Here is a 16,439-nt window from a genome sequence, read left to right as displayed (position 1 = left end):
TACCATCGTGGTTAGTTATCATACGGTATGACCTGGCGGGAGGCCGAATCCGAGTACACGGACGACGTCATCGAGATGACGACGCTGCCGCGCATGTTCGAAGACAGCGCGGCGCGAAACGAGCACCGTCCCGCCCAGCAGTACAAAGGCGGCGTCTACGACCGATCGCTCGCCGGGACCGTCGTTCAGGCGGCACCGGACGGGGAGTACAGGGCGCTGTCGTACGCCGACGTGCGCGATATCGTGCGGAGCCTGGCCGCCGGCTTCCGCGACCTCGGGATCGGGGATGGCGACCGGGTCGGTCTCTACGCGAGCACTCGCATGGAGTGGGCGCAGTGCGATTTCGCCCTGCTCGCGGCGGGCGGCGTCGTAACGACAGTCTACAGGGGGTCGTCCGAATCGCAAGCGCACTACCTGCTCGACGACCCTGACGCGACCGCCGTCGTCGTCGAGGGAAGGAACGAACTCGACACGGTGCTTGCCGTCGAGGACGACCTCGACCTCAACTGTATCGTGACGATGGACGCCGTCGAGTCCGACCGCGACGACGTGTATTCGCTGGCGACCGTCCACGAACGCGGAGCGGAACAGTACGACCCCGACGAGTACGAACAGTGGCTGAGCGACCGCTCCGTCGACGACCTGGCGAGTCTCATCTACACGTCCGGAACGACCGGCCGGCCCAAAGGCGTGAAACTCACGCACCGCAACTTCCGGTCGAACGTCAACCAGATCCGCAAGCGGTTAGCTCTCCGACCGGACCGCGACGGCGATCTGACTATCGACGAGGAGACCAGGACCGTCTCTTTCCTTCCGCTTGCCCACGTTTTCGAGCGCACCGCGGGCCACTTCGTGATGTTCGCCTGCGGTGCCTGCGTCGCGTACGCGGAGAGTTCGGACACGATCCAGGAGGACTTCCAGGCCGTCCGGCCCACGTCGGCGACGAGCGTCCCCCGGGTGTACGAGAAGATATACGACGCCATCAGGGAACAGGCCAGCGAGTCAGGCCTGAAACAACGCATCTTCGAGTGGGCGACTGACGTGGGGCGGGCCTACCACGAGGCGGACTCGCCGGGGCTCTCGCTGCGAGCGAAACAGGCCGTCGCCGAGAAACTCGTCTTCGACCAGGTGACGGACGCGCTCGGCGGCGAGATAGAACTGCTCATCAGCGGCGGCGGAAGCCTCTCGGCGGACCTCTGTGCGCTCTATCACGGCATGGGACTGCCGATCTACGAGGGGTACGGACTCACCGAAACCTCCCCCGTCGTCTCGGTCAATCCGCCGGACGAACCGAAAGTCGGTACTATCGGACCGCCGGTCGCCGACGTGGACGTCTATCTCGACGACAGCGTACTACCGCCGGGGGAGTTCGAAGACGCCGACGGCGAGGTCGGTGAACTCCTCGTTCGCGGACCGAACGTCACCGACGGCTACTGGAACCGGCCGGGCGAGACCGAGGCGGCGTTCTCCCGACTGCCCGGCGACAGCAACGCCGGGAACGCCGAAGACGACGAGGACGCGGACGACCGCTGGTTCCGCACGGGCGACATCGTCCGGCAGCGCCCGGACGACTACATCGTGTTCGAGGAGCGACTCAAGCAGTTGCTCGTCCTGTCGACCGGGAAAAACGTCGCGCCGGGCCCCATCGAGGACGCTTTCGCGTCGAGCGAGGTCGTCGAACAGTGTATGGTGGTCGGCGACGGCGAGAAGTTCGTCGGCGCACTCATCGTTCCGAACGACGACACGGTCCGGGAGTGGGCCGCGGAGACGGGGATCGACCTCCCCGACGACCGCGCGGCGATGTACGAGGACGACCGCGTCCACGAGTTCGTCCGGGCGGAAGTAGACGAGGTGAACGAGCGGTTCGAATCCCACGAGCGGATCAAGCAGTTCCGCCTCGTTCCCGACGAGTTCACGGAGGAAAACGATCTGCTCACGCCGACGATGAAGAAAAAGCGCCGCAATATTCTGGACCGATACGGAAGTCTGATATCCGACATATACGAGTCCACCTCGCAGTCAACCCAGTCGCACGAATGATCAACTTGCATACAGGGTGCGTTCCACAGTACCGAGTCGAACGCGTTCTCTATCCCGGAACGGTATCTAAACGGGGTCACAGCCGACAATCGGCAAAGCGGGAGGAAAGGTCGGCGTTTTTTACGGGCGGACTTCGTTGACCCGTCTGATGGCGGGTAACATGCGCAGAGCGGACACACGACGGGTGAGCTTCAGGTTCGCGGATAGCAGTCGGCAACTCTCCCTTCTTCCGAGCGGAGGGTGTCTCGCGTGAGCGCGGGCAACCTCCTTCCGCTGGTTGCGTTTATCGTCGCTTTGGGCGTCATTTCCCAGGTACTCGCCGACCGCTTTCAGGTCCCTAGCGTCCTCTTTCTCATCATTGCCGGTATCGCCGTCGGCCCGGAGGGTGCCGGGTTCGTCACCCGCCAGTCCTTCGGTGATTCACTGTCGGTGATCGTCGGTCTGAGCGTCGCGATCATCGTTTTCGAGGGTGCGTTTCACCTGAAAGTGGAGAAGCTGAAGGAAGCGCCTTCCGCGGCGTTTCGGCTCGTCACTATCGGCGCTGCTATCGCACTGATCGGCACTGCCGTGGCCGTCCGCTTCGCGATAGATGGTGCGACGTGGGGAACCTCCCTGCTCGTCGGCGCACTGCTCGTCGCCACCGGCCCGACGGTTATCACGCCGATCCTCGGCGTCGTCCCCGTCCGTGACCGTGTCGCCGCCGCGCTGGAAACGGAGGGGATCGTCAACGACGTGACTGCCGCGATCGCCGCTGTCGTCATCTTCGACGCGCTCCAGCCCGGCGCGTCCGACCCGTACTCGCTCGCCCCCGAGTTCGCTCAGCGTCTCGGGGTCGGCCTCCTCGTCGGACTCGTCGTCGCGGCGGTCATCTGGTACGTGCTCGGGAACGTCGACCTCTCTCCCGGCAATGCGCCACAGAACGCCCGTCTACTCACCCTCGCCGGTGCCATCGTCGCCTACGGTGCCGCGGACACGATCGCGACCGAGTCCGGCGTGGCCGCCGTCGCTGCCGCCGGGATCATCCTCGGAAACGCCGATCTGCCGTACGAGGAGAACATCGAGGAGTTCAAAGGCGACGTGACGCTCATCGTCCTCTCGTTCGTGTTCATCGCGTTGGCGGCGCTGTTGAACTTCGACCGCCTGCTCGAACTCGGCGTCGGCGGGATAATCGTCGTGCTGGCTGTCGCGCTCGTGTTGCGCCCGTTGCTCGTGTTCCTCTCGACGAGCGGCGCACAGTTCACGAAGGGGGAGAAGCTGTTCGTCAGTTTCGTCGGACCGCGGGGGATCATCCCCGCGTCCGTTGCGACGCTGTTCGCACTCGAACTCCAGTCTCACGCCGACGAGCTACGGGCGGCCGGCGAGATCGCGCAGGCGGAACTCGTCGCCACGCAGGCGAACATTCTCGTCGGCACCGTGTTCCTCGTCATCCTGGCGACCGTCGTGTTCGAGGGCGGTCTCGCCAGAAAGATAGCGGAGTACCTTGATGTAATACCTATGCGCGTACTAATAGTCGGAGGCGGGAAGGTGGGCCGTTCGCTCGCCGAGCGCCTCGAAGACCGCGGAGAGAACGTCGTCCTCATCGAGCACGACGAAGAGATCGTCGAACGCGCCCGGAACGAGGGATTCACCGTCCACAAGGGCAACGGCACCGACACCGAGGTGTTACGCTCTGCGGGCGCGGAAAACGCCAAGATCGTCGCCGCCGCGACCGGAGACGACGACGCCAACCTGCTCGTCGCTCAGCTAGCGAGTTCGAAGTTCGACGTCGAAACCGTGATCGCCCGGGCGAACAATCCGGACAACGTCGACGCCTTCGAGGACCTGGGCGTCAGGACCATCTCCGCCTCGATGGCGACTGCGTGGGCGCTTGACAACGTCATCGAGCGTCCGGCGCTGTCGAACTGGATGACCGAACTCGGGCGCTCCGGCGACGTTCAGGAGATCGAAGTCACCGCCGAGGACCTCGTCGGCAGGACGATCGACGACTTGGACGACGAACTCCCCAACGGCGTCCTCATCGCGCTGGTCGGTCGGGACGGCAACAACGAAGTCCCCGAGGGCGACTTCACGCTCCAGCAGGGCGACCACATCACGTTCCTCGGTCGGAAAGACGCCGTCCACGAGGCGCTGGCGCGGTGTCACCCGTACGACTGATCCGTCGACTGAGCCGACCGACCCGTAACGTGATCTGTCGGTTCCTCTCGGGCGTTCAGTCCGCCGTCGCCGGCGTGTCGGTCACTTCGAGGAAGGCGTCTTCGAGGCTCCGGCTTTCCCCGGACTCCGCCTGGCGCTTGAGTTCTTCGGGTGGTCCCTCGGCGACGAGTCGGCCGTCGTGAAGCACGCCGACCGTGTCGGCCAGTTCGTCCACGACGGGGAGGATATGCGTCGAGAGGAAGACGGTCATCTCCCGCTCGGCCAGGTCGGAGATGGTCTCGCGCATCGTCCGCGCGGCGCGGGGGTCGAGACCGCTCGTCGGCTCGTCGAGGAAGGCGACTGCGGGGCGGTGGAGGACGGCCTGGATGACGCCGGTCTTCTGTCGCATCCCCTTGGAGTAGGCGTTGATCCGCTTGTCCGCGTCCTCGGCCAGGTCGAACCGCTCTAGAAGGCGGTTGATCCGCTCTGTCGCCTCCTGCTCGGGAATGTCCCGGAGGCCAGCGATGTACTCCAGTTGCTCACGACCCGTGAGTTCGTCGTACAGCGGCGGCTCCTCGGGCAGGTAGCCGATGTGTGGTGTGACGGACTCGCGGTCGCGGATGTCGTTTCCGGCGACGTGGGCGGTCCCCGAGGTCGGGCGGGTGAGCGTCGCCAGTATCCGCATCGTCGTCGTCTTTCCGGCTCCGTTCGGCCCGAGAAACCCGTAAACGGTACCGCGTTCGATGGAGAGTGAGAGGTCGTCGACGGCGAGCGTGTCGTCGTAGCGTTTGGAGAGGGCGTCGGTCCGGATCGCGGGGCTGTCGCTCATGAATGCTATTTTAGCGACAGCGAGTATGAAAGTTGGTGTCTCTAGGCGTAGCGTTCGAGTTCGGGACGGTCGAGGTCTTCGAGAACGTCACCGGCGGTCTCGTCGAGCAGGCTACGGCCCTCAGCGGTGATGCGGCGGCCTTCGCCGTCGGCGGTCTCGACGAGGTCCTCTTCTTCGAGGTCCTGAAGGATGGTGCGGATGACGTTCTTGCTCCCGTCGCTTCGCTTCGCGGGGGCGACGCGGTAGCGGTTGGACCCCCGCTTGGCACTGCCGTAATGGGTGGAGAGCCGTTCGATCCCGATCGGGCCGTTCGTCGCGACCTTGCGAAGCAGACTCGCGGCGCGGACGGCGAAGAAATCCTCCTGTTCGGGGGGTAGCTCGCGACCGGCACCGGTCTTTGCGAACTTCGCCCACTGCGGTTCGTCGATCTGGTCCTCGAGTTCGTCGGCGAGCGCGTCAATGAGCGCGTCCGCCGGAACGTCGTACAGCGTTGTCATACCATCGCCTTCCCTCGCGCGGCATTTAAGGCCATCGTATTCCCACGGGCCCGCGCCGGTCGTTATCACCCGCTATCGGTCACCCCGAACATCGACGCTGCGACGCCGCCGATCCCCGTCGACAGCCAGTACGTCGCTGTTCGGTGGATAACGACGGCGGCGCTCGCCGTCGACAGCATCAGGCCCGTCGTGGGTACCAGCAGGGCGACGAGAACCGCTTCGACCCCGCCGAGTCCGCCCGGAAGCGGGGTCACTCCCGCGACGCTCCCCAGCGGGATCGCGACCATCACCGCGCCGAAGGAGACGGGATGGCCGAGCGCGTACAGGGAGAGCCACAGCGAACACATCTGACCCAGCCACCCGAGCGCCGAGAACCCGAGCGCCAGAAGGAGCGTCCGTCGGTCCGTTCCGACCCGCTCGATGGTGTGGAAAAACCCCTCGATGCGGTGCTCGATGTCGGCGGCGGTCGGCGGCGACTTCCGTGGGATGAGCTTCGTCAGCCAGCGAACGAGCGGCGTCACGACTCGAACCGCCGAACGCTCGACTCGATAGCGGTGCTGCCAGCCCAGATACGCGGCAACCGGGAGTGCAACGGCGAGCGCCCCGACCGACGCGGCGGCGTACTCCAGACGTGCGTTGAACGTCACTTCGGTCGCCATGTAGGCGACGCCGAGTAGCGCGAACCCGATAGAGGGGACGAAGTTCAGCGCGTCCACGCTCGCGATCGCGGCGAGCGACGTCTCGTACTCGCTGTCGGTCGTACGCGAGATGATCAGGGCCGTAAACGGCTCCCCGCCGGCCTGGCCGAACGGCGTCACGTTGTTCGAGAACATCGCGCCGGCGAAAACGAGAAACGACCGCGGCACGGACAGTGAAATTCCCAGTGCGTCGAGAACGGTCCTGAGCGCGAGCCCCCACGCGAGAAGCCACCCGAGCGCCGCGACGACGACGGCAGCGACGACGACGGGTCGCGCGCGCCCGAGCGCTGCCAGTATCTCGTCGACGCCCGCGACCCAGAACAGACCGGCGAGTATCGCCAGCGCCCCGAGGAATCCGGCTATTTTCGCCCGGGTGCTCCCGTTGACCATGCGGCGTACTGACGACCGTCCGGCAGTTGAAACCACCGGGTCTGCGGTATCCGGATTCAGTGGCGGCTAACCGGTCGGTTTTTCGGCCCCCGGTGGGATGGTCGACTATGAACGAACGGACTGCCCTGGCGCTGCTGGGCGAGTCCGTCGGCGCGGCCGGCGACGACGCCGCCGTCGTCGACGACCAGGTGCTCACGACCGACATGCTCCACGAGACGACGGATTTCCCGGACGGGACGACCCGGTACACCGCCGGCTGGCGGTCCGTCGGCGCGTCGCTGTCGGACGTCGCCGCGATGGGTGCCGACGCGACTGCTGCGGTCGCCGCGTACGCCGCGCCGTCGTTCGGCGAGGCGGAACTCGCCGCCTTCGTCGACGGAGCGACGGCCGTCTGCGAGCGCGTAGACGCCGAATACGTCGGTGGAGACCTGGACGAACACGACGAGTTCACCGTCGCGACGACGGCGCTGGGAGAGACGACAGCCCCCGTCCGCCGCCGTGGCGCAGTGCCCGGTGATCGCCTGTGCGTTACCGGAACGTTCGGCCGGAGCGCGGCCGCGTTACGGCTGTTTCGGCGAGGGAAGACGGAGCGGGCGAACGACCTCTTCCGGTTCGAACCGCGCGTCGCAGCGGGGCGCGCTATTGCCCCGCACGCGACGGCGATGATGGATTCCAGTGACGGTTTCGCGCGCTCGCTCCATCAGCTATCCGAAGCGAGCGGCTGCGGGTTCGCCGTCGAGGAAGCGGCGGTACCGGTCGACGACAGCGTCGACGCGGCGGCTGATACCGCCGATGAACGCCGCGAAATGGGGCTGTTCTTCGGCGAGGACTTCGAGCTCGTCTTTACCGTTTCTGAAGACGCCGTCGCTGCGGTCAGGGACGCCTCGCCGACGCGGATAACCGTGGTCGGCGATGTCACCGAAAGCGGCGTGACGATAGATGGGGACGCACTGCCGGACCGCGGATTCACGCACGGTGAGTGACGCCGGGGGTGGGTGCCGTCAGCTTCAGTTCATCCGCCGTAGGCGATAGGCACCGGCGTGAAACAGAGCGCACCGAGCAGGAAGGTGAGCGCTCCCAGCGCCATCCGCGGGGTATCGAGCGATTCGTCGTACACCGGCGTCGCCGGCCCGGCGAAGGCGATAGCCGACGCGAACAGGCCCCAGAAAACCCAGAGGAAGATGGCGTTACCGGCGACGTTCCGGACGTAGTGGAGGTACCCGGCCAGACCGAACAGGACGGCCGGGACCAGCGCAGCGACCGTCTCTTGGCGGTCGCCGGCCATCGCCCGGACGATGTGGCCGCCGTCTAGCTGACCGACCGGTAGCAGGTTCAGAAAGGTGACGAACATGCCGACCCAGCCGCCGACGACGACCGGATGGATCGATTCCCCCGGCGGGTAGTACAACTGCTGACCGGTCAGGTCCGCAATGAGTACCAGCAGCGGTGGGTAGCCGAGTTCGAACGGGAGCGTTCCCGGCGGCACGTCGACCGGGGGGAGCGACAGACCGACCGCCGTCACGACGACGGTAGCGACCAGCCCAGCGAGCGGACCGGCCGCACCGATGTCGAACAGGGCTTTGCGGTCCGGCATCTGCCCTTTCATCTTGATCACCGCGCCCATCGTCCCGATAAGCGTCGGAAGCGGGAGGAAGTACGGGAGCGTGGCGTCGACGCCGTGGTATCGGCTCATGACGTAGTGTCCGAGTTCGTGCACCCCGAGAACGCCCATGATCGCGACGGTGAACGGCCACGCGCCAAGGAGCGTCTCCGGATTCGCTATCGGGTCGTAGCCGTACCACACCGTCCCGGCAAACAGCGTCGAAAACACTGTCGCCACCGCGAGGATAACGTTCGTCCACGGGATCCCGTCGACGCCGACGTCGACGGGTTCTGCGACGAGGACGTACTCGCCAGTCCGGCGAGTCAATCGGACTTCGTACCCGTCGGCACGAAAGCGCGGCCAGATGTGTTCCATCAACTGCTCCGGCGGGACGAGCGGGTCGCCGTAGTACAGTAACTGGTCACCGTCGGTCCGCACCTCGTACACTCGAAATGAAGAAGCGAACGAATCGGCGGGGGGGCCCACGTCGGGGCCATCTCTGTTCGCCATCGTGGCGTTTTTAGCGGACGTAGCGTGATAAACCCACTGACAGCGGGGTTGTGGGGCGGGGACTGCGGGGGATCAGGCCGGTTCGACGCGCCACGTCGTCGCGCTCGTGTACGACCACTTCTCGACTTCTAGCTCGCTCGCGGAATCGCTCAGTTTCACCATCAGTGCGCCGATCTCCTTGGGGGAGAGGTCGACTTCGTCCGCGATGAACTTACTCTTGAAGTACAGTTCCCCGTCCGTCGCTTTCTGCCGGAGGAACTGCTTGAGTCGATCTTCCTTGTTCTCTGTAGTCGGGTCTTCAGTGGAGGGCTGCGAGGTTGCGCTCATTTGTTGTCGCCTCGTTCTCCCGTAATACCGGGGATATGTTATAAAGGAAGGATGCTTCGGCCAGTTTCGAGCGCTTTTAGCCCAATCTACGGTTTTTACCCCGTTTCATGTTATTTAGTTTACCCTTCATAACCGGACGAGAGGGAACGAGACGTTTTATAATCGTATCTAACTCTGTATTCGGGGTATCTATTATTATCCGAGGTATGTGTTGGGTTTCCAACTATTACATCTCGTCACTGCTCGTGAACCCAGAACTCGTCCTCGACCGTCACTTCCTTCTTGAAAATCGGCACGTCTTCTTTGAGACGGTCGATCCCGTCTTCGACCGTACGAAACGCCTCCTTCCTGTGTCCTGCGAGGACGACGACGAAGACGATATCCTCGCCGTACTCGACAACGCCCGTTCGGTGGTGCAGCAGTACCTCGTACACACCGTCACGGTCTTCCAGTTCCGCACGAAGTGCGTCGAGTCGGTCCTCGGCGACGCCTTCGTACTTCTCGAACTCCAGGAACTCGGTCGCCTCGTCATCGTCGTGGTCTTTCGCACGGACCCGTCCAGTGAACGTGGCTACCGCGCCCGCTTTCTCCGCCGCCGGAGAGCGTTTCGCGCGGGCGACGAGGGACCCGAGCGTTTCGTACGGCTCCGTTTCTCGTAGGGAGTCGACCACGTCGCCCACGTCTATGTCCGTTGCCGTTTCGCCGGTCGCGATGGCCTCGCCTCGGTGGTCACGGTTGCCGAGGACGACCTGTGGCATGTCAGCGCCGCTGAACCCCTCGACGACCGCATAGTCGTACTGCGGTGCGAGATCGTCCAGCGTCTCCGAGAGCGTTCGGGAGTCGCCGGTTCCGAACCACTCGCCGTCGTCGGTGATACCGTACGTCCGGTCCGCGCCTGCGGCCCTGTGTCGCGCGGTGTCTTTCCCGTCCGTATCGACCGCCGGTGCGTGCGTGAGATGCTTCACCGTCGCCACGGTCCCGTGGCCGTCGAACCGCTCGGCGAACCGCTCGACGAGGGTGGTCTTTCCGCTGTCCGACGGTCCCACGACGCCGAGTACTTTCATATCACCACTTCGATTCGCCGGGGCTTGTAGCCTTCGCCCGCGGTGTCGTCACTGTCGCTGCCACCGAAGCGCTCCGAGTACAAGCGCGGCGACGGCGGCCAGTATCCCGAATCCGTCGAGTCCCCCGCCGTTCGTTTCCTCCTCGGCCGTCGTGGTTTCGCCGTCGGTGACCCTGATCGTCACCGACTGGCCGTTCACTGACGCCTGATACGTTCCCGCTGTTTCGATCTCGCGGACGAATTCGACGGTCCGCGTTTCGCCGGGTTCCAGGGTGACGGTCTCAGTTCCGACCCGCTCGTCGAAGAGACGAAGCGTGACGTTCGTCGTCGTCTCGGTGTCGCCCTCGTTGACGACCACCGCCCGGATGGCTACTGACTCTCCCGTCGAAACCTCGGTGCGGTTCGCGGTTACGTTCGTCACGCCGACTGTCCGGGGACCGTCGTCTTCCGCTCCGTCGTCTTCCGCTCCGTCGTCTTCCGCTCCGTTGTCTTCCACTCCGTCGTCCGACACCGTCTCGTTCCCTTGTGAGCCGTTTTCCTGCCCGGCCGAGAGGGTGTCTCCAGTTCGTTCGCTCTCGTCGCCTGTCGCCCCGTTGTCAGCCGCATCCGAACTGTCCTCGTCGCTGTCGATACCCGGTCCCGACGCGTTGCTCTCTCGCTGTTCGGCGCCCGCGGTGCCGAGCGGTATCTCGCGAGAGTCATCGCCTTCGATCACTATCTCGTGTTCGCTGCCTTCGGTATCGAGCACGATTTCGCGCTCGCCGTCTTCGAACAGCGTCTCTCGCCGCCCGTCTTCGACCGGAACCTCGCGCTCTCCGTCCTCGGTTTCGACCGTTACAACCCCCTCCTCGCTCTCGAACGCTATCTCCACGTCGCGCTCGTCGGTTTCGAACTCTATCCCGACTTCTCTGTCGCCGTCTGTCGCTACCTCGACCGCGCGTCCCTCCCCGTTAGAGCTGTCGTCGTCGGAGTCCGAATCGGTCGCCTCGTCGCCGTCGTCCGCGTCATCCGCATCGTTTCGGTCGTCGCCGTGGGCGTCGTCAGGATCCGCGTCGTCCTCTTGCACGTTCTCGAGGCCGTCGACAACGGTCGCCGCGTCGCCGGTAGCGCCTGCGGCCGCCGCGTTGCCCGCGGCGACGCAGACGAGCAGAACGCACAGGCAGACGAGTACGATAGGGCGGCGCATAGGGTGACGGGAAACGACCACCCCTGAGGGGTTTGTAATGACGGGCCCAAGCCCGGCCACGCGGGAGAAACCGCGCCTTTACCTCTCCGCGAGATTGGATGTCCGCGGCGTTCGGCGCGGCCGTTCGGGCGCGACAGTCGAAACGGTAGAGAGTTGGCAACCCTTAAGAGCGCGACAGGGTTACTCGGCGGTAGCATGAAAGTGGTCGTTTCTATCGGCGGGAGCGTTCTCGCGCCCGACCTCGGGTCGGAGCGGGTCAGCGAGCACGCGGCCGTCATCGAGGCACTCGCTGACGACGGCTGTTCCGTCGGGGCAGTTGTCGGCGGCGGCGGCGTCGCCCGGGAGTACATCGGGACAGCGCGAGACCTCGGCGCGAACGAGATCGAGTTGGACCAGATCGGCATCGACGTGACGCGCCTGAACGCGCGCCTGCTCATCGCGGCGCTCGGCGAAGACGCCGTCCCGGCACCTGCCGAAGACTACGAGGAGGCGGGGGAAGCGATGCGTCGCGGCGACATCTGTGTAATGGGCGGCGTCACGCCTGCGCAGACGACCGACGCGGTCAGCGCGGCGGTCGCGGAGTACGTCAACGCCGACCTGCTCGTCTACGCGACGAGCGTCCCCGGCGTGTTCAACGCGGACCCCAACGAGGACGACGGTGCCGAACCGTTCGACCGCCTCTCCGCGGGCGAACTCGTCGACGTGATCGCCGACATCGATATGACCGCTGGTAGCTCCGCCCCGGTCGACCTGCTCGCGGCGAAGATCATCGAACGCTCGGGCGTGCGAACCATCGTTCTCGACGGCACGAACCCGCAGCGGATCGCCGACGCCGTTCGCGACGGCGAACACGACGGAACCGACGTCATCCCGGAAACCGCGGGTGACGAACCGACCTACTGGGCCGAGAGATGACCGCCGAGAGCGACCCGTACACGCTGCGAGAGGACGATGAACACCGAGCCTTCTGGGCCGACGAAGTCGCTGACCGGGTCCTCGACCGGGACCCCGACGAGCCGATAGTCGTCAAGGGCGGTATCTCGCCGTCCGGCGTCCCGCATCTGGGCAACGTCAACGAGATCATGCGGGGGTACGTGGTCGCGGAGCGCCTCCGCGACCGCGGTCACGAAGTCCGACAGGTGTTCACCACTGACGACCGCGACCCGCTCCGAAAACTCCCGCGGAAACTCGCGGACCTCGACGGGAACCTCGTGGACCTCGGCGACGTCGACGCCGGCGCGCTCGGGCGAAACCTCGGCAAGCCGTACACCGACATCCCGGACCCGTTCGGCTGCTGTGACTCTTACGGCGAACACTTCTCCAGTCTCATCGCCGAGAGCGCGGCCCTACTGGACGTTTCTCTCGACGTGGTCTCGAACACCGAGATGTATGAGAGCGGCGAGTTCGAGGACGCGACCCGCTATCTGCTTACCAACGCCGACCGCGCCCGAGAGGTGCTCGCCGAATACCAAGACAAGATCGACGCGGAGTACGTCCCGTTCAATCCGGTCTGTGAGAACTGCGGCAAGATCACGGAGACGGTGACAGCCGTCGATGTCGAGGCCGGCACCGTCGACTACGTCTGTACCGATATGGAGGCCGGCGACCGCACCATCGAAGGCTGCGGCCACGAGGGCACCGCTACTCTGCGCGAGGGCAAACTCCCCTGGCGCTTCGAGTGGCCCGCGCAGTGGCGCTCGCTCGGCGTCGACTTCGAGCCGTTCGGCAAGGACCACGCCGAGGGTTCCTGGCCGAGCGGCGAGGACATCGCGCGCAACGTGTTCGAGTTCGACCCGCCGGTGCCGATGGTGTACGAGTGGTTCACGCTGAACGGCGAGCCCTTTTCCTCCTCCGAGGGGAACGTCGTCCTCGTCTCGGACGTACTGGAGATGCTCGAACCCGAGGTGCTCCGGTACTTCTTCACGAAAGACCCCAGCAGGGCGCGGGACTTCGACATCTCCCGGCTAGACCAGCTAGTCGACGAGTTCGACAACTTCGAAGCGGTGTACTTCGGCGAACGCGAGGGTGACGAGCGAGAGCGCGAACTCGCTGAGCGCGCGTATCCGATCGCAGTACGGGAGGTCCGCGAGGAGCGCGTCCGCCTGCCGTACACGTTCGCCGCCGTTCTCGGGATGACTGAGGACGAGGACCTGCGCGAGGAGATCGCCCGGCGCGAGGGCCACATCCCGGCCGACGCGCCCGACTGGGCCATCGAGGAGGCGCTCGCCCGCGTCGAACGCGCCCGCGAGTGGGCGCGCCGCACGGACAACGAGTTCAACTACGAACTCAAGCGCCGGGAGATGCCCGGCGTGGAACTCGACGAAAACACCGAAGCGGCGCTCGACGAACTCGCCGACTTCGTCGAACGCGAGGACGATCCCGAGGCTATCCAGGGAGAGATATACGAGACGGCGAAGCGCCACGACATCCCCGTCGGCGACTTCTTCTCGGTCGGCTACCGCCTCTTTTTCGACGAGGAGCAGGGACCGAAACTCGGTCCGTTCTTGGCGAAACTGGACGAGACGTTCGTCGTAGCGCGACTCCGGCGCGAGCGTTGACTGACGGTCCGCGGAACCAAACCCATTTGACCTGCCCGCCCCCACGGTGAAACAATGAGTACGCTGACGTGGGTGCTTGCCGGCATCGTCGTCTACTGGTTCGTAGTCTTGCTGTTGCGGCGGCAGGGCCTGCTACCCGACTACATCGGCACTCAGGGGCCGATCATGACCCTCCACACGAAGCGCGGCCGCGAGTTCCTGGACTGGCTCTCGGCCCCGAAACGCCTCTGGCGCGCTTGGGCGAACTTCGGCATCGGCATCTCCATCGTCCTGATGGTCGGATCGTTCGTCTTCCTCCTGTTCGGCGCGTTCGCCGCGCTCCAGCAGACGGAGTCGACGGCGGTCAATCAGCCGCGAAACGTCCTCGTCATCCCCGGCGTCAACGATTTCCTCCCGCTTTCGGTCGCGCCCGAGATAATCACCGGCCTCGCGCTCGGCCTCATCGTCCACGAGGGCGGGCACGGCCTGCTCTCCCGCGTCGAGGGGATCGACATCGACTCGATGGGACTGGCCTTTTTCACGATCATCCCGGTCGGCGCGTTCGTCGAACCCGACGAGGAGAGTCAGGCGGCGGCCGACCGCGGCGCGAAGACGCGGATGCTCGCGGCCGGCGTCACCAACAACTTCGCGATTACGGTCGTCGCGTTCGCGTTGCTGTTCGGCCCCGTCGCGGGCTCTATCGGCCTCGCCTCCGGCGCTGCCGTCGGCGGGAGTCTCCCGGGGTCGCCCGCCAACGAGTCCGGGATCGGCTACGGTGACCGCATCACCGCGGTCAACGGACAAGAGGTCGAGACGAACGACGACCTCACGGCTCTGCTCGAGAGCGAGGACGACCGGGAGGTGGAAGTGGAGATAAACGGGGAGAACACTGAAACGGTCAACCGCTCGCTACTCGTCACCGGTGTGACGCCGGACGGTCCGGTAAACGTCGAGCGCGGATCCACTATCAGGGCGGTCAACGGTACTGAAGTGTACACCGAACAGGCGTTCAAAAACGCCGTCGAGGACCGCGAAGTGATAGCGGCGACCGTCCAGAAGAACGGGTCGACCGGAGAGGCGACGTTCCCAGTGGGCGCGTACGTCCACGTCGCTGACGACGGCCCGCTCTCCGAGTCCGAGGCGTCCGCGGGCGACGGCGTCGTGATCGTCCGGATGAACGACCGTCGGGTCACATCGCTGTCGGACCTCCACGACTGGGCCGACAACTCCTCGCCCGGCGACGACGTGTCGATGGTCGCCTATAAAGACGGCCAACGGGTGACGTACAACGTCACTCTCGGGGAGCATCCGCGGGACGACATCGGCTTCATCGGCGTCACGCGGCAGGCGGAGGGGATGTCCGGACTCACGGTCAGCGACTTCGGTATTCAGACGTACCCCTCCGATCAGTATCTCACGCTGCTCGGCGGAGACGGCGGCGCGGGAAGCGGTCCGGACCTGCCCGGTCCGGTCGGCTCTTTCTTCGGCAAGATACTGATCACGCTGTTTCTCCCGCTCGGAACGCTCGCGGGATTCGCGTTCCCCTTCGCCGGATTCACCGGCCCGATGACGAACTTCTACGTCGTCGACGGCCCGCTCGCGTTCCTCGGCGGCGGCGTGTTCACCCTCGCGAACGTGCTGTTCTGGACGGGGTGGATAAACGTCCAGTTCGGCTTCTTCAACTGTATCCCGGCGTTCCCGCTCGACGGCGGACGGATCCTCCGGACGAGCACGGAAGCGGTCGTTTCGCGGCTCCCGATCGACACCACGCACGAACTCACCCGGACGGTGACGACGACGGTCGGCCTGACGATGTTCGTGAGTTTCCTGTTGCTGGTGTTCGGACCGCAACTCCTCGGGTAGCGAGAAACAGGTTCGTCGACGGGCGGAGTTCATACCGTCGGACGGACCGCCGTGACGAGATTCGACATCCCGGCGTGTCGACAGTCTTCGCGGGCTTCCGTCCGACAGTATCAGGGTCCGACCCGGGGCCTGGAGTCAGTTCTCGTCGAGTCCGTGGCGCTCGTTGAACTCCTCGGGCGTCTCCTCGATCCGGTCGAACTCGTCGAAGTAGTGTTCGTGGTGGCGGATCATCTGTTCGACGATCCAGGCGCTGAACTCCTCGTCGAACCGCCAGGAGTTCTCGACCGTCGGGAACTCGAAGCGGTCGTCGGTGGTGAAGCCGACGTAGACGTGATAGAACCCGAGGATGACGTCCGCGAACTCCTTCGCTTTTTCCGCGCTCTCCTCGCGCTTTTCGGCCAGTTCGTCGCGGCCGTCGTCGGTGAGTTCGAAGTACTTCCGGTCGGGCTCGTCCTCGCGTTCGATCCGCTCCGCCCAGCCTTTCTCCTCGAACTTGTAGAGAATGGGGTAGACGGACCCGTACGACGGCTCCCAGTGACCGCCACTGATGTCCTCTATCTCCTTGAGTATCTCGTATCCGTACCGGGGTTTCTCGTCGAGTAGTTCGAGCACGACGTACGAGATCAGGCCTTTCGGTGGGCCGCTCTTCCGCATTGGGAGGCACTTTCCGTGGTGACTGTGAAAGGGTTTCGGTCGTCTCCGGTCGGGTGATACTCCGGCCGAGCGCCCGCCGGTTCCCGGCGTCCGCTGGAAGTTCGCGGCT

The 16,439-nt window shown here is 65.1% G+C and carries 14 protein-coding genes; 6 read left to right on the top strand and 8 right to left on the bottom strand.

The genetic code is table 11. The features are described 5' to 3' along the window. Positions 1-27 precede the first annotated feature (27 nt). Both SM753_RS06565 and SM753_RS06560 read left to right on the top strand, forming a co-directional pair. The gene (locus SM753_RS06565; RefSeq protein ID WP_323190997.1) at positions 28-2,040 is read left to right on the top strand and encodes a long-chain fatty acid--CoA ligase; all 2,013 of its coding nucleotides are present in this window, start codon (positions 28-30) and stop codon (positions 2,038-2,040) included. 249 nt (positions 2,041-2,289) lie between these two features. Next, positions 2,290-4,194, top strand: coding sequence for a cation:proton antiporter (locus SM753_RS06560; RefSeq protein ID WP_135534792.1), 1,905 nt, complete (start codon positions 2,290-2,292; stop codon positions 4,192-4,194). Between the two features lie 55 nt (positions 4,195-4,249). On the opposite strand, the gene SM753_RS06555 is transcribed toward SM753_RS06560, so the two are convergent. The 3 genes from SM753_RS06555 to SM753_RS06545 form a co-directional block, all read right to left on the bottom strand. Then, positions 4,250-5,002 (bottom strand): ABC transporter ATP-binding protein, encoded by a 753-nt coding sequence (locus SM753_RS06555; RefSeq protein ID WP_323190996.1) that lies wholly within the window; start codon positions 5,000-5,002, stop codon positions 4,250-4,252. Positions 5,003-5,043: 41 nt separating this feature from the next. After that, positions 5,044-5,499 carry a 30S ribosomal protein S19e gene (locus SM753_RS06550; RefSeq protein WP_135534790.1) on the bottom strand — a complete coding sequence of 152 codons (456 nt, stop codon included), beginning with the start codon at positions 5,497-5,499 and terminating at the stop codon, positions 5,044-5,046. Between the two features lie 65 nt (positions 5,500-5,564). Then, on the bottom strand, positions 5,565-6,587 hold the full coding sequence (locus SM753_RS06545; RefSeq protein WP_138798231.1) for a flippase-like domain-containing protein: 1,023 nt from the start codon (positions 6,585-6,587) through the stop codon (positions 5,565-5,567). Positions 6,588-6,694: 107 nt separating this feature from the next. Here SM753_RS06545 and thiL point away from each other — a divergent pair, with 107 nt between their 5' ends. Next, the gene (gene thiL / locus SM753_RS06540; RefSeq protein ID WP_323190995.1) at positions 6,695-7,570 is read left to right on the top strand and encodes a thiamine-phosphate kinase; all 876 of its coding nucleotides are present in this window, start codon (positions 6,695-6,697) and stop codon (positions 7,568-7,570) included. 29 nt (positions 7,571-7,599) lie between these two features. On the opposite strand, the gene SM753_RS06535 is transcribed toward thiL, so the two are convergent. The 4 genes from SM753_RS06535 to SM753_RS06520 all read right to left on the bottom strand — a co-directional run bounded on the left by SM753_RS06535 (position 7,600) and on the right by SM753_RS06520 (position 11,276). Further along, positions 7,600-8,700 (bottom strand): site-2 protease family protein, encoded by a 1,101-nt coding sequence (locus SM753_RS06535; RefSeq protein ID WP_135534787.1) that lies wholly within the window; start codon positions 8,698-8,700, stop codon positions 7,600-7,602. A 72-nt stretch (positions 8,701-8,772) separates the two neighbouring features. Beyond that, entirely contained in the window at positions 8,773-9,027 is a 255-nt protein-coding gene (locus tag SM753_RS06530) for a hypothetical protein (protein WP_135534786.1), read from the bottom strand. A gap of 236 nt (positions 9,028-9,263) precedes the next feature. Beyond that, on the bottom strand, positions 9,264-10,091 hold the full coding sequence (locus SM753_RS06525; RefSeq protein WP_323190994.1) for a molybdopterin synthase: 828 nt from the start codon (positions 10,089-10,091) through the stop codon (positions 9,264-9,266). A 48-nt stretch (positions 10,092-10,139) separates the two neighbouring features. Then, complete coding sequence (locus SM753_RS06520; RefSeq protein WP_323190993.1) at positions 10,140-11,276, bottom strand: hypothetical protein; 1,137 nt, start codon at positions 11,274-11,276, stop codon at positions 10,140-10,142. A gap of 195 nt (positions 11,277-11,471) precedes the next feature. On the opposite strand from SM753_RS06520, the gene pyrH reads away from it, so the two are divergent. Genes pyrH through SM753_RS06505 form a run of 3 tightly spaced genes read left to right on the top strand, consistent with a single transcriptional unit; the run spans position 11,472 to position 15,676 of the window. Beyond that, on the top strand, positions 11,472-12,191 hold the full coding sequence (gene pyrH / locus SM753_RS06515) for a UMP kinase (RefSeq protein WP_135534783.1): 720 nt from the start codon (positions 11,472-11,474) through the stop codon (positions 12,189-12,191). Beyond that, positions 12,188-13,834: a lysine--tRNA ligase gene (gene lysS / locus SM753_RS06510; protein WP_323190992.1), complete on the top strand. Its 1,647-nt coding sequence runs from the start codon at positions 12,188-12,190 to the stop codon at positions 13,832-13,834. Before pyrH ends, lysS begins: the two co-directional genes overlap by 4 nt. A gap of 54 nt (positions 13,835-13,888) precedes the next feature. Beyond that, positions 13,889-15,676, top strand: a complete 1,788-nt coding sequence (locus SM753_RS06505) for a site-2 protease family protein (protein ID WP_323190991.1) — start codon at positions 13,889-13,891, stop codon at positions 15,674-15,676. Positions 15,677-15,811: 135 nt separating this feature from the next. Here the strand turns inward: SM753_RS06505 and SM753_RS06500 are convergent, their stop codons facing one another. Then, a complete protein-coding gene (locus SM753_RS06500) occupies positions 15,812-16,330 on the bottom strand; it encodes a PadR family transcriptional regulator (RefSeq protein ID WP_135534780.1) in 519 nt (172 codons plus the stop codon). Between the last annotated feature and the right edge of the window lie 109 nt (positions 16,331-16,439).

The organism is Halostella sp. PRR32 (assembly GCF_034808085.1).
GTDB classification, from domain to species: Archaea; Halobacteriota; Halobacteria; order Halobacteriales; family Natronoarchaeaceae; genus Halostella; species Halostella pelagica.
Note: the sequence above shows the minus strand (reverse complement) of the source record. Positions and strands in the feature narration are given on the sequence as shown.